The sequence below is a fragment of the Microcoleus sp. AS-A8 genome, assembly GCA_039962225.1.
Taxonomy (GTDB): Bacteria; Cyanobacteriota; Cyanobacteriia; order Cyanobacteriales; family Coleofasciculaceae; genus Allocoleopsis.
Map to the genome: position 1 here is coordinate 228,184 of JAMPKV010000001.1, position 14,484 is coordinate 242,667.

Annotated in this window: 10 protein-coding genes; 5 read left to right on the forward strand and 5 right to left on the reverse strand. The window is 43.8% G+C overall.

Annotated elements, in window-relative coordinates:
• The first annotated feature begins 363 nt into the window (after positions 1-363).
• From NDI48_00950 to NDI48_00970, 5 genes are all read left to right on the forward strand, one after another.
• A complete protein-coding gene (locus NDI48_00950) occupies positions 364-1,761 on the forward strand; it encodes an O-antigen ligase family protein (GenBank protein MEP0829772.1) in 1,398 nt (465 codons plus the stop codon).
• 100 nt (positions 1,762-1,861) lie between these two features.
• Positions 1,862-3,193: a flippase gene (locus NDI48_00955; GenBank protein ID MEP0829773.1), complete on the forward strand. Its 1,332-nt coding sequence runs from the start codon at positions 1,862-1,864 to the stop codon at positions 3,191-3,193.
• 206 nt (positions 3,194-3,399) lie between these two features.
• A complete protein-coding gene (locus tag NDI48_00960; protein ID MEP0829774.1) occupies positions 3,400-4,311 on the forward strand; it encodes a glycosyltransferase family 2 protein in 912 nt (303 codons plus the stop codon).
• Positions 4,312-4,494: 183 nt separating this feature from the next.
• On the forward strand, positions 4,495-5,400 hold the full coding sequence (locus NDI48_00965) for a phytanoyl-CoA dioxygenase family protein (GenBank protein ID MEP0829775.1): 906 nt from the start codon (positions 4,495-4,497) through the stop codon (positions 5,398-5,400).
• Between the two features lie 113 nt (positions 5,401-5,513).
• Positions 5,514-6,755, forward strand: coding sequence for a glycosyltransferase family 4 protein (locus NDI48_00970; GenBank protein ID MEP0829776.1), 1,242 nt, complete (start codon positions 5,514-5,516; stop codon positions 6,753-6,755).
• Positions 6,756-6,856: 101 nt separating this feature from the next.
• On the opposite strand, the gene NDI48_00975 is transcribed toward NDI48_00970, so the two are convergent.
• The 5 genes from NDI48_00975 to NDI48_00995 form a co-directional block, all read right to left on the reverse strand.
• Complete coding sequence (locus tag NDI48_00975) at positions 6,857-7,708, reverse strand: ABC transporter permease (protein ID MEP0829777.1); 852 nt, start codon at positions 7,706-7,708, stop codon at positions 6,857-6,859.
• A gap of 302 nt (positions 7,709-8,010) precedes the next feature.
• Complete coding sequence (locus NDI48_00980; protein ID MEP0829778.1) at positions 8,011-11,367, reverse strand: pentapeptide repeat-containing protein; 3,357 nt, start codon at positions 11,365-11,367, stop codon at positions 8,011-8,013.
• Positions 11,368-11,522: 155 nt separating this feature from the next.
• Positions 11,523-12,500: an ABC transporter permease gene (locus NDI48_00985; GenBank protein MEP0829779.1), complete on the reverse strand. Its 978-nt coding sequence runs from the start codon at positions 12,498-12,500 to the stop codon at positions 11,523-11,525.
• A gap of 312 nt (positions 12,501-12,812) precedes the next feature.
• Positions 12,813-13,949, reverse strand: coding sequence for a spermidine/putrescine ABC transporter substrate-binding protein (locus tag NDI48_00990; protein MEP0829780.1), 1,137 nt, complete (start codon positions 13,947-13,949; stop codon positions 12,813-12,815).
• A gap of 124 nt (positions 13,950-14,073) precedes the next feature.
• Positions 14,074-14,481 (reverse strand): hypothetical protein, encoded by a 408-nt coding sequence (locus NDI48_00995; protein MEP0829781.1) that lies wholly within the window; start codon positions 14,479-14,481, stop codon positions 14,074-14,076.
• Positions 14,482-14,484 lie beyond the last annotated feature (3 nt).

Genomic DNA, 14,484 nt, shown 5'->3' on the forward strand with positions numbered 1-14,484 from the left:
GATTTTTAACCTAACGGAGTTGGATAGAAGTATAAACGATCTGGTTTCCGGAAACAGAGTATATCATGCTCAGTAAGGCCGGTATAGCGCCAGAGGAACGGATGGCTCGACGTCGAAGGATACTGCTGCTTCTGTTACAAATGAGGATTGACTAACATGAATGCCCCCACATTGAACAGGCAAGAGGCAATTATTGGGCAATGTTACCCAGTTTCCTGCGATTTTATCGTCAACCCGACAAGCTGGGTGATGTGATCTTCTGGTTGCCTCAATAACTCAGTGACTTTGTGAACCACTCAAGACCTTTTTTAATCTAAAATCGCAACATTTTGGTTAACCTGTGAATCCAATCAGGCAATAATTATGAACGAACTTATTTTAAGCAGCCCTCTGATTCTCTTTTTGATTGTAGCGATTGCCATCCTTTACTTCTTCATAATTTTTCATTATGCAGGCAGAAATAAAAAACTGACCAAGACGATAGAAATGTTGTTTTTTGGAATGTTGTTGATCAGTATAGCGGGGTCAACGGGAGCCACCCTTAGCCCCTTTGATAAATTACATCCTAGAGCTTTGATGCTGATCACAACCACCATCCCTACTATCGCGGGTCAAGTTGGATTTTATAGCATTATTTTTTGTATTATAGTTTCCCGGCTGCGTTATACATTAAGAAATTATATTATGGTTTTAGCAGACATTTTTGTTAAAGCTCCTTTTTTCAGTTTGTTTTTGCTTTTAGCGACCCTATCTGTATTTTGGTCAAATGATATAAATCTCACCCTCAAAACAGTTTTAGTTTTATTAGAGGTGACAATTTTTGCTATTTATTTTGGCAAGCAGTATTCTTGGACAGAACTCTATCGATTTTGGCGATGGGTCAACATTATTTTAGTCATTATTTGTGTTTTTTATGCGATTAAAGAGAATCAAAGTGATTGGCATGGGGTCTTAGGTCACAAAAACCAATTCTCTTTTTTCATGGCTCAAACAGCCGTTTTGTGGTTAATGCATGCTTTTTATGATCCTAAGCAACGTCGCCTGTCTCTTGCATTCGTTGTTCTATCATTTATTGCATTGATTAACGGTAACAGTGGAGCCAGTAAAGTCTTAACGGTAGTGTTACTAAGTTTGTGGGGATACTTTGGTTTTGTAAAAAGACTGAAGGTTCAATGGGCTTTTGTTTCGGTCATTCTTTTTATGATAGTAAGTATTTGCGTGTCCATTGTTGTTACAGAAAATTTAAAATTTATTGTCGTAGATACTCTGAATAAAGATATGACATTAACAGGAAGAACCGATTTTTGGCCGATTATTGTAGATAAAATAAACCAACGTCCAATTTTGGGTTACGGATTATCAGGTTTTTGGCAACCGTGGCGAGGAGCCGACAACCCAGGAGGTGACATTATCGTTGCTAAAACGCAATTTCAACCAGCGCATTCTCACAATGGATTTTTGGATTTGGGTCTTGAATTGGGTTGGTTAGGCGTGGCTTTGTTTGCGTGCTCATTTGTTAATAATGTAGCCAAATCGGTCGTTTATTTAGGTAAAGCTCCTTTACCGGAAGCGGGTTTGCCGCTTTTACTGTTAACGTATAATTTGATGACAAATTTGACTGAAACAGGTCTGGTAGGAATTACCAGTATTTGGTTTTGGTATGTGGTAACTACTGTTCGATTAACCTTGGATACCTCCGGAAAAGGCGATAGTCTAACTAAGCGAACTGTGTACTCTGAGAGTTTACCGTTAAGGAGTTGAATAAAGTTTATAGAACTTGAGAGCGATTTTTTTTACCGCTTTCGTTAATACCTGAATAGTCAGTTTTTAAATGCAATTTAATTAAAATCGGAAACGTTTGATGCTAAACAAGCTCTCTGCCGTTAGGCAAAAGATCACCCCTAATCTGCGTAAGGTTATTGGGAATACGGGTTGGCTGTTTACAGAAAAGATTGTGCAGATGTTTCTGGGTCTGCTGGTTGGACTTTGGATCGCTCGTTATCTTGGCCCAGAAAAATTCGGTCGCTTTAATTACGCTATTGCCATTGTTGGGCTATTTGTTCCGTTTGCCAAATTAGGGTTAGATAATATTGTCATTCGTAACCTGGCTCGCGATATATCGCATAAAAACGAAACTCTGGGCACAGCTTTTATCCTCAAATTGATTGCCAGCATTGTAACGTTTTTCGTTACCTTCGGAGTCATTTTTTTTTCTACCTCTAGTAGCAGTCCTAACTATCAAGAAACTCTCTGGTTGGTAGGCATTGTTGCAACTGGAACGATTGTTCAATCATTTGACATCATTGATTACTGGTTTCAATCGCAAGTTCAGTCAAAATATTCAGTTTGGGCGAGGAATGCCGCTTATGTAATCATCAATGGCATCAAAATTGTATTAATTCAGATGAAAGCGCCACTCGTCGCTTTTGCGATCGCGATGGTTGTAGAGTATATTTTGAGCGCGATCGGGATGCTCATTGCTTATCGGTTGACGGGGAATCTAATTAAGGCATGGCAAGTTAGTTTTAGGTATGCCAAATCATTACTCAAAGATAGCTGGCCCCTAATTCTCTCCGGAATCGTCATTATGATTTATATGCGGATTGACCAAGTCATGCTAGGTCAGATGGTAGGGGATGAATCCGTTGGTATTTATTCGGCAGCCGTCAAAATATCAGAGTTATGGTATTTTGTTCCCGGTGCGATCGTGAACTCAGTGTTTCCCATCATTGTACAAGCCAAAGAAATCAGTGAGGAAGTTTATTACAAACGGCTACAACAACTTTTTACGACGGTGTCAGCCTTAGCTTATGTTGTTGCAATTCCGGTTACGTTTTTATCGACCAAAATTGTTACGCTGCTTTACGGCAACAATTATGTAGAAGCAGGGGCAATCTTAAATATACATATTTGGGCAGGCTTGTTTGTGTCTTTAGGGGTGGCTAGAGAAACCTGGATTACCACAGAGGGGTTAATGAAGTTTTCCGCCGCAACAGCCGCCGCAGGTGCAGTTGTGAATATCGTGTTAAACTATTTTTTCATCCCCTACTACGGAGGATTAGGAGCCGCGATCGCAACCGTCATTAGCCAAATCATTTCGGCTTACGCTGTTGGTGCATTTTATTCCCCAACTCGAAAAATATTCCTTCACCAAACCAAAGGGATTCTACTGCTTGGATTGTTGGGAATGTAATCATTGATATAAATCTAAACCGTAAAATTACACTCGTTGTTAAAAAGTAGGAGACTGGCCGGCAGAGCGTCAAAAAATACAGGAAACTGATATATATGTATTGATATTAAATTCCAGAAACTCTTACCCTGAAACTGCAACTGTTTTTATTTAATTCAAGCTCATTCTGCTCAAATATATAAAATTATATAAAGCTTCATTCGCAGATGAAAACCCCTGTTGTCTTGATTATCTTCAATCGCCCCCATCATACAGAAAAAGTATTCGAGGTCATTCGCCAAGTTCAACCAGCCCAACTTTTAGTCATTGCCGATGGCCCTCGTCCTAACCGACCTGAAGATAAAGAAAAGTGCGCTTCGGCTCGTGCAATTATTGATCGCGTAGACTGGAAATGCCAAGTTTTCAAAAATTACTCTGATATTAACTTAGGTTGCGATCCCCGAATTATCGATGGATTAAATTGGGTGTTTGACACTGTTGAAGAAGCAATTATCTTGGAAGATGATTGCATTCCTCATCCTACTTTTTTTACCTATTGTGAAGAATTGCTAGACCGATATCGCCACGATCAAAGAGTCATGAATATATCGGGGCAAAATGTCCTATTTGGACGCAAAAGAACAGAGTACAGTTACTATTTTTCTCGTTTTACCCTTTGCTGGGGATGGGCAACTTGGAGACGTTCATGGCAGTACTTCGATGTTGGCCTTAAACTCTGGCCTGAAGTTCAAGACAAAAGATTGATGAAAGATATATTAGAAGACCCTTATGCTGTCAAAGTTTGGGAAAGAACAGCTCAGATGTTATATGATGGACGTTTAACAGGATGGGATTTTAAATGGATGTTTTCCTGTTGGCTCCAAAATGGGTTATGTATTATTTCTGATAGAAATTTGGTCACTAATATTGGGTATGGTGCAGAAGCAACTCACATCCATGATGAAAAAGATCCCTATATTAAAATGGCAATAGAAGCCATGGATTTTCCTTTAAAACATCCACCTTTTATCCTGCGAGACTTAGAGGCTGATAAATTTACCCAAAGAACGTTGTTTGATTACGACCCAAACATCTTCAAGAAAGTTCAAAATAAAATCAAGAAGGTATTAAAGCTCTAAGCTCAGTAGGATATCTAGTCTAGGACTAAAATAAATTCAATAAATATCAGGTTAGACAAAAGATTAACTAAAATTTAAATATTTATTCTTCCTTAAGATAGATGTGTTAAAAGCAGAATAACGATTAAATGTCAAAAACATCAATTGATGAATAAAGTATTGAAAAATCTCCAGGGTGACCTTATGAGCCAGCCGAAAGAGTATTATGACGACAATGGATATTACATCTTTCAAAAGCTTATTCCAGAAAGTCTTATTGATCAGCTTTTAGACATATATAAATCACAAATCCTGAACTCGAATAGCTATTTTTTTAGACAATCCAGCAACCGCTGGGAAAGAAACCAAGTGAATGAGTTTGGATATTGTGAAGAATCTTTTTTGAATGTTCACGATTACCCAAACCATCCAGAGTTTGATGAAACCATTAAACAAATTTTTTGCTCCCCACAAGTTAGAGACGCGCTGACTCAACTCACCAATAGTCCAGAGCATAACTTGATGCAGTCCATGTTGTTCGATCTGAACGCGGCTACACCGGCTCATCAGGACTGGTACTATTTAGACTCTATGCCGAGCGGTCATCTGCTAGCTGGATGGTTTGCCTTAGAAGACATCCACGAAGAAGCTGGTAGATTCTACGTTTTGCCCAAATCTCATCGAGTTGAACTCGACTTAACGGCTGATGAAAAAGCTTCAAATAGTCCTTATATGAGAAAATTGAAGCAATATGTAGAGCTTCATCAAAACGAAATTTATGCTCCTGCCTTGAAAAAAGGAGATGTACTATTTTGGAATTCTGGAACAGTTCATGGTTCCTTCCCAACCTCAAATCCCCAATATTCCCGAAAATCCCTAACCGCTCATTATCTCCCCAGCCAGTATCCAAGCGGTAGTCGCTATGCGGAAAAGCCGAGTATTATCGACTATGAAGTGTATCAAGGAATGCAGTATCGATTAGTTCCTTCGCACCAGAAATATTATTCACCAACCGCAAAATTGAGAACGGATGTGTGGCAGTATGTATGGAATCGGCCCAAATTGGCGCGAGTGGCTCAAGCAGTTAAAAAAACGATGGGCAGAGCTTAAGATTAGGCGTGAGGAGTCAGGTTTTAAGAGAGGATCTTCAACGGTTTGTTATCGACAAACTGTGTAGAATGCCTCCCTTGAAAATAAGGCGTTACGCTCAGTAATATGTTTAGATGAAAGTTTTACATCTGAGTGAATCTGACGATGGAGGGGCAGGACGGGCAACGTTACGGTTGCACCAGGGTTTACAGCGTTTGGGTGTAGAATCTCAAATTCTAGTGCAATTGAAATATAGTGATGAGCCATCTGTATTTTCCCCTCAAACGACTCTCACAAAGGCTAACGCTAAGCTAAAACTACCTGAACGTTTAGATGCTTTACCCTTAAAATTTTATCGTCAGCGCAATGCGGCAGATTTTTCCCTGCAATGGCTTCCAGATGGCATCATCTCAAAAGTAGCCAAACTCTCTCCAGATGTCGTTAACTTACACTGGGTTTGTCATGGCTACTTATCTATTGAATCCATTGCAAAATTTAAGAAACCCATCGTGTGGACACTGCATGATATGTGGGCGTTTACAGGTGGGTGTCACTACTCTCAAGAATGCGATCGCTATATCAATTCCTGTGGTGCTTGTCCTCAACTGAGTAGTAGTAAAAACGGTGATATTTCCCGCTGGGTATGGCAGCGAAAATTTAAAGCTTGGCAGGATTTAAACTTAACCATTGTGACTCCTAGTACCTGGCTAGGCAAGTGCGCGAGTTCGAGTTCTCTGTTTAAAGATGTTCGCGTGGAAGTCATTCCGAATGGACTGGATACTCAGCAGTACAAACCCATCCCGCAACAGGTAGCACGAGAAGTCCTGAATTTGCCTCAAGATAAACAACTTATATTATTTGGGGCGATGTATCCCAATAGCGATCGCCGCAAGGGATTTCACTTCCTTCAGCAAGCCTTACAAAGTATCAAAAAATCCGAATGGCATGACTCAATAGAAGTGGTAATTTTCGGTGCCGCTCGGCCCAAAGAACCCATTGATTTAGGATTACCTTGCCATTATTTAGGTAAACTGAACGATGATATTTCCTTAGCCGTTGTTTATTCTGCCGCCAATGTATTTGTGGCTCCTTCCACTCAAGATAACTTGCCAAATACAGTCATGGAAGCACTCGCCTGTGGTACCCCTTGCGTTGCCTTCAATATTGGCGGGATGCCGGATATGATCGAACATCAACACAATGGCTATCTCGCTCAAACCTTTGATAGCGAAGATTTGGCTAGAGGTATTATTTGGATATTAGAGAATCAAGAAACGAACCGCCTTCGACATCGCGCCCGTCAAAAAGCTGAAAAAGAATTTACTCTAGAACTTCAAGCTCGTCGCTACGAGTCTCTTTATCTGGAAAGAAGCTAGGGACTCATAACTGCCGAAGTAGAAAACTCTTGGCATTACCCATTACCCATTACCCATTACCCATTACTCATTACTCATTACCAGAAATTAGCTAATTTAAATCACTTAAAACGTTTCTGCTCACTCTGATAACGCAGCAATTCCCCAACCAATGCAACAGTGCCCGATAACAAAATCAGAATCACACTCAAAGCGTTGATATCGGGTTTAACACCGGTTCGGATGCGACTAAAAATTTCCATCGGTAAAGTCGTTGCCCCCGTACCTGCCGTAAAGCTGGCAATGAGAAAGTCGTCCATACTGAGGACAAAGGCGATGAGACAACCACTGACAATGGCTGGCATCAATTCCGGCAATAAAACCTTGATAAAGGCTTGAAACGGTGTTGCCCCTAAATCCAGAGCTGCTTCTTCCAGGTGAGGGTCAAGACCAGAAATTCGGGCAGAGACATTAACTGCAATATAAGCAATACAAAATACCACATGAGCGGCGACAATCGTCCACAAACTCAGGGGTACAGCAATCACGGCGAGAAAGACAAGAGTGGCTACAGCGATCGCAATATCAGGGACAATCAGGGGTAGGTAAGAGATACCCCGGTACAACATCTTTCCTGGAAAGCGATAGCGGGCTAAACCTACCGCCATGAACGTCCCCAGCACCGCAGAAATACCAACGGCTAAGAGTGCCACCGTCAGGCTATTTTGCAATGCCGTGAGGATGCGCGAGTCATCAAATAGCTTGGTATACCACTTCAGGGTAAATCCCTTCCAATTCGCGCTATAAGCCGAATCATTGAAGCTATAAAACGTGAGTACCAGGATAGGCAGGTACATATAAAAAAACATCAACGCCGAGAAAACGGCCTGCCAGGAAACGTTGAGTTTAGATTTAGATAGCAGCATATCGACAGGGATATCCTCCTCCTGTGGATACGAGAGTTTGTCTGTCATTAAGCCGTCCCTATTACCTGTATGCGATCGCGGAGTACTTAAGCATTTAAGAGGACGTTATACCGTTTTCCCAAGTTTTTGCAACAGATCTAGTAAAAATTCCCCCTTTAATCAGGAGGGCTGGGGTGTTTTTTCAAACTCATCCGAGAACGTTGTATCTGGGCAGATCCCCCTAAATCCCCCTTAAAAAGGGGGACTTTAAGAGTTTTCTCCCCCCTTAATAAGCGGAGCGACCGGAGCCGAAGGTGAGGATGAGGAGGGCTGGGGGGGTCGATGTGTAGCACAACAAACGTGAAATGGTATCATCCATCGCTCAAGCCATACTCCCGCCGCAGAGCCTCCAACTCCTCTGGAGTAAAGGGATTTTCCCCCGCCTTTAGGACTTCGACCCAACGCTCTCGTCGCTGCTTCTCCTTTTCTCTTTTATCAAAATAACCACTATCCAAGACTGCCTGAAAATCCTCTTTTGCCCCAGCTAGGTCGCCTGTCAGCGCTCTGGCAAGTCCCCGATTGTCTTGATAGTATTTACGGTCAGGTTCTAGTTTCACTGCTTCGTCACCTGCGAAGAGAACCTTCGAGGCATGACCGTGCAAGCAGCCATAATGACAGAGGGTATTCCAAGACTGGGCAGAAATCTGCAACTTGGGGTCAAGGGTTTGGGCTTTCTCGTAAGCCTGGATGGCGTCTTCTACCTTACCCTCTTGTACCCAACTCATGCCCTGACTCAAGGAAACAGCAGCCTGAAAAGCCTGCTGTTGTGCCAATTCTGAAGGGACGCGAACGGCTTCGTGCAGTCCTATAGCATTTCCCCACTTAGTTTCATTGTCCCATTGAAGTGCTTCGAGGTCGGCTTTGAAGAGGAAGGCTCTGCTGAGGTTGGCTTGGCTGAGGTTGGCTTGGCTGAGGTTGGCTGTGATGAGGTTGGCTTGGCTGAGGTTGGCTGTGATGAGGTTGGCTTGGCTGAGGTCGGCTTGGTAGAGGTCAGCTTTGATGAGGTTGGCTTGGCTGAGGTCGGCTTGGCTGAGGTTGGCTTGGCTGAGGTTGGCTGTGATGAGGTTGGCTTGGCTGAGGTCGGCTAGGTTAAGGTTGGCTCGGCTGAGGTTGGCTTTGTAGAATTTGGCTTGATAGAAGTTGGCTTGGTAGAGGTCAGCTTTGATGAGGAATGCTCCTCTGAAGAAACTTCCTAGAATTATGCTAGGGACAAAGGCACCTAAGCACTGACTATAGCTCATTATCTGGAGCAAGCGTTCAGGATCGAACTCGTCTGTGTCAGGCTGACCGCAAGGGTGGAAGTTGATTTGATCTTTCAGCTTATCCTGGGTTTGGGCATAGCGATGCAACTCTAGGAGCAAGATTAAAACGTTGAACCCGGCAAATATATCAACCGTGCGCTGCCCGAGTTCCCCAATCCCATATTTTTGCAGTTGTCTGAATTTTTTGAGCGGTAGGTTTTCGGCGGCTGGGTCTAATGCTTCAATAAACTTCCCCTTACACCAATCCAGATAAAACTCCTCAAGTCGATCAAACAGCACCTCCCAGTCCACATCACCCTGCTTCAGCAGAGCCATCAGGTACTCTACAATCTCCGGTGTTAGCTCACCAAAGCCCAATAGGTCATAAATTTCCCAGTTCAGTTTCTCAGTGGAGACAGTATAAGTTTTGCCGCGTTTGCTCCTCTTCTCCGTCCACTCTTCTAGACTTTCCTGCAAGCGCTGAGCACACAAAAACTCACCAAAGCTTTTATGATAAAACTCCACCTTGGGGTCGCCCTGTTTGTCTGACTCTGCCGCCGATTTGAGGTAAAACGCAGCGAGAGCATTCTTTAGGGCGTCGTCTTGCGATTGCTTCCGTGCCGCTTCCAGCCATGTCTTGGCATCCTCGTCTTTTTGCCCCAGACGCTCCTCAATCATGGTAATGGATGCATGTTCTCCCCCGGATTGCACCACACACAACCCTGCCTCTGTTAAGATGCTGCGAAACACGTCCGGGTCAGCAATCTTCTCATTCAAATCGTCCCCAGTCGAGTCGGTTCGCTGCTTGGTTAACACCCAGTTGATTGTCTCCTCATAAATCTTGATTTTGACTTCTTCTGGGCTAGCTTGCTGGAACATCTCGACCCGCAGATGTCCCTCCCGGTGCATTTTCGCTAGCAGATACAGCAAGAGCGGTTCTTGTGCCAGAGTTCGCACCTGCTTGGGACAACTATCATCCTGCAAAAACCCTTGAAACTTCTGTGCAGCGTCAATTCCTACCAGCGTTTCCCACTTACCAAACCACTGCTGTTGAATCTCTGGCTGCATGGGGATAATTTCCACCCGTTCTAGATTGGATGGCATTGACCCAATCCCATACAGAGCCATCGGTCTGCCTGTAATTAGTATCCGATGTCCGCGATCGCTTACTGTGGCACAATTACGCTGAAATGAATCCACTTGGTCGAGAAAATGCTTTAGCTCATTCTTCGCTCCCCGTTCCAGCAACAACTCATCAAACCCATCTAGCAAAAACAAAAAGCGGGTATTCCGATCTGTCAACCAGTCCTTTTCCTTCGTAAAGCGGGTACCAACGGCAGCTTCTAAGGTCTGGTCAAAATTAGTCGGGTCAAAGGCGCTAATATCTCGTAAGCGGATGAGAATCGGTGTCCAAATCGGGTGCAAGTCCCGTCGCACCAGTTCAGCAAACATCCGACAAAACACACTTTTGCCGCGTCCTGGCCCCCCCTGGATAAACAACACCTGCCTTTTCTTGTCGGAATCTTGCAGCAATTCCACTGCCCATTGCTCAATATTTTTCGCCTCTGCGTCGTCCTTAACCCGACTGTCCTTATCGACAGGTTTCACTTGCAGAGGCACGTAAACATCCTCAAACCCAAAGGATTCCTCAAACACTTTCTCCTTGGGTTTCTCAGCAATCTTCTTCAAGTAATCATCAATGCTGTGGTAGACTTCCAAATCTCCCAGCCACGCATCCCCATACAGTCGAGCTAACTGCTTAACCGACTCTCCCGCCTCTGCAAACGCCTCCTTCATATAGCGGTGGGTGCTACGAGAGACTCGCTCTGTGACAATCTCAGCCTCACGCTGGGCGAGTCCTGCATCCTGAAAACGAGCAGTAAGGACGGGGTTAAACGCCTGCGCCAGCTTCGACTCATGGAAGCAAACCAGTACTTCCTTTGCCTCCCGCTCATTCAGTTCAAAATCATTGCCTTCCAATTTCTTACCCAAGGCTTTAATTTGCTTGGATACGTCCTCGGATGCCGGTTTGTTGAGTAACTTATTTTTAATCGTCTGATTGTCCGGTGAGTTGAGAAACTCCGACAAACTCTTCAGGTAAGCGGCTTGACCGATTAATACAACACACTCTGCTAAAGTCGGTTCCTTGTGCGTCTGCTCTAGAACAAACTTGAGCATTCCCGCCGCCACTGGAACAAACGGTAATGCCGTTCCTGCCACCTGCACGAGAGGAGAGTTCAACACATCGAGAAGGGAAGACATACTCTCGACTAAAGGCGCTAATTCTGTGGCAGTTTTCTTTTCATTTAGCGCTTTCGCCAGTTCCAACAACGCTTTAGTCGCATCTACCCCACCCTTAACTGCTTCAGTTCCATCGGACCATTTAATCTCGGTGTTGAGAACTGTCCAAATCTTCTTCCAAACCATTGGCACCTTCCCAGGTTATGCAGACGCGACGTTAGCAAGAGTGAATTTTCTGCCAATCTAGCACGTCTCTTTTAGAGAAAGTCCGACACGCTGAAGGGTGCGGCTACCTGAACCAAGTATGCCTACGCGGACTCAATAAGAAGCTCAAAACCTGTTTAACGCTGTGATGCCGCATCCCGATCGCCATATTTAATCAAAAGTGCGATCGCCATACTCACCGTCACAATTAACAACATACTCAAGGCTGAACCAAACCCCCAGTTGGGTGTTGGCCCCAAAAATTGGTTATAAATCAAACGGGCACCCGTCATACTTGATGCCCCACCCAGTAATTCTGGATCGACAAAATCCCCCAAACCACTAATAAATACCAGCAAAGAACCTGCCGCAATTCCTGGCAATGTTTGCGGTACAGTCACCTTCCAAAATGTTTGAATCGGATTGGCTCCCAAATCGGCTGAAGCTTCTAGTAAACGCTTGTCTAACTTCTCCAACGAAGCATATAAAATTAACACCATGTAGGGCAAATAACTATAAGCCATACCAATTAACACCGCTGGCCATTCGTTCAAAATGTTCCACGGGAAAAGCTGTAAAAGCGGTAGAGTGGGTAAACTTAAATTCTCTAATACAAGATTGAGACTATGCAGTAACTGATTCAAACCGCTCAGTAGCGGATTGAGGAAAGGCGATAACGGTTCCAATAAAAACGTATTGAGTACCCCTGTAGGACGCAAAATTGTAATCCAGGCATAGGAACGCAATAGTGAAGAAGTCCACAACGGTAAGATAAACCCCAAAAGCAGTAAATTTCGCCAGCGCTGGGGGGTCATCTGAGCAATCCAGTAGGCGACAGGAAATCCCAAAATCAGACAAATGAGGGTGCTACCAACCGCAAAAAAGAGCGATCGCGCCATTACCAACAAATTCGTTGAACTAAATACTTTGAGATAGTTGTCAACTCCCGAAGGATTGACCACCATCCCCGGTTTGATGTTGGGTACAAAACTCAACTCAAGAATCACCAACGTTGGCAGCACCAACAACAGAAATAACCAAATTCCCGCCGGACTAAGCAATACAAAAGGTTCCACCCACTTTCCTTGTGGGCGTTTTTTTTCCGGCAAAAGCATCGGTTCTGCACCATCCATTGCACCAGACTTAGGTAAAGAGGGGGGAGTAATGTTAGTAGACACAGGTAATTACAGGGATGAAGGAAGAAAAAGTTGAAAATTTGGTAAAAATCTAAATCATAAAGAATGAAAAATTTAGGATAAATTCTCAGGTTACAGAGGTCATCTATTGTTCTATTTTAAACTTTCTACTTCATCTTATTTTCGTCTGCCTTATAATTCACTGAAATTGAACTCCAAAAACTCTGCGACCCTCTGCAACCTCTGCCTTAAAAACATATTCTGATCCAACGGATGCGCTCTCCTACTTTCTTAAGCGCTTGTTAATCTAGTCCAGTATCCATCATAAACACCACTAATTGACTCTTGAACCGGTACAATACTTTCACAAGTTTTTAGCGTTGCTTTTGGTGGAAAAAGACTTGGGTTTGATTTAACTTCAGCCGGCAACAAATTAAAAGCCTTTTCATTGGGTGTAGCAAAACTCAATCGCTTACAAACTTCAGCCGCCACATCCGGTTGCAACATAAAGTTAATCCAAGCGTAAGCACCCTCAACATTAGGCGCACTTTTGGGAATCACCAAAGTATCCATCCACAGAGAAGAGCCACTTTTAGGCACGACATACTCCAAGCTTTCATTCTCTTCCATGATTTCATTAGCATCAGCCGAATAGCACATGGCTACGAGTAAATCGCCACTTAAAACTTGAGGTCGCCAAGCATCAGAAGTAAATGAAGCGAGGTTTGATTTTAATTCCATTAGCTTTTGATAAGCTTGTTGGATGTGTTGAGGATCGGTTGAGTTATAGGAGTAACCCAACATTTTCAACGTCGCTCCCATCACCTCGCGAACATCATTGAGCAATGTCATCCGCTTAGAGAGTTGCTGTTGATTTTCCCACAGATAAGACCAATCTTCGGGTGCCTGCTTTAACTTCTTTTTGTTGTAAATTAAACCCGTTGTGCCCCAGCTTACAGGTACACTGTACTGGTTGCCTGGGTCGGAAACAGGATTGCGGAACTGGGGAAATAGCTGATCTAATCCCGTGATGCGAGAGACGTCGAGTTGAGTTAATAGCCCCATCTCTGACATTTTCGACACCATATAATCAGACGGATAGATAATGCTATAACCACCGCCACCGCCTGCCTGAAGTCGGGCAAGCATTGCCTCATTAGAATCAAAGACATCGGCTACAGCTCGGAAACCCGTTTCTTTTTCAAAACGTTTGAGCAAATCCTGATCCGTATAGCCTGCCCAAGTGTAAATGTATACATCCTTTGATGCTTTTGTAGAACCTTGACCCGTAGCTGTCGGACGCACCTCAGCCAGCGTCCAGCCACAGCCAGAAAGCGCCGTACTACTTAGCGTTGCCGAGGCGGCTAACTTTAAGAATTGACGCCGATTAGGACGTTTGAGGAATGTATCTTGATCGGGGGTAGGCACAGTTGAAAAAGTTGAAGGTTTTAATGGTTTAAGGTGAAGGTTTTAAGGTTTTAAGTTGAAGGGTTTTAGAGGGTTAGAATTTTCAATTTGTCAACTTTCAACCTGCCAACGTTCAACCCATTTCTTAGCAGTAGCGCACGGATTGCTCTAAAGCAAGAGGTTCGCCGGTTTGGGCGTCGGTGTTGTGACAGGCGAACATGGCTTTGGGGGATAGCTTTTCAAATTCCAAGTCATCTCCATTACCTTTGAGAATGTAACCCCGCAGTTCTTTAATCGGTAACTGAGTGAATTCATCGATTTCTTCCGTGAAAGAGCGCAAAATCAACGAACCCGAAGGATTGCAGTCCCATAAAAGTTTGGAGATGAATAATTCTTTGATGCCCCAGTCGTCGCCATAGGTGACTTGCGACCCTTGGCGCGTTAGGGTGATCACCATGGGTTCGCTGTTACTATCGAGGAACGTGACAATCGCGCTAGAGAAGCAGTAGGACTCCAACTCGTGTAAAAACGAACTCATCCCCATCACCGACATGAC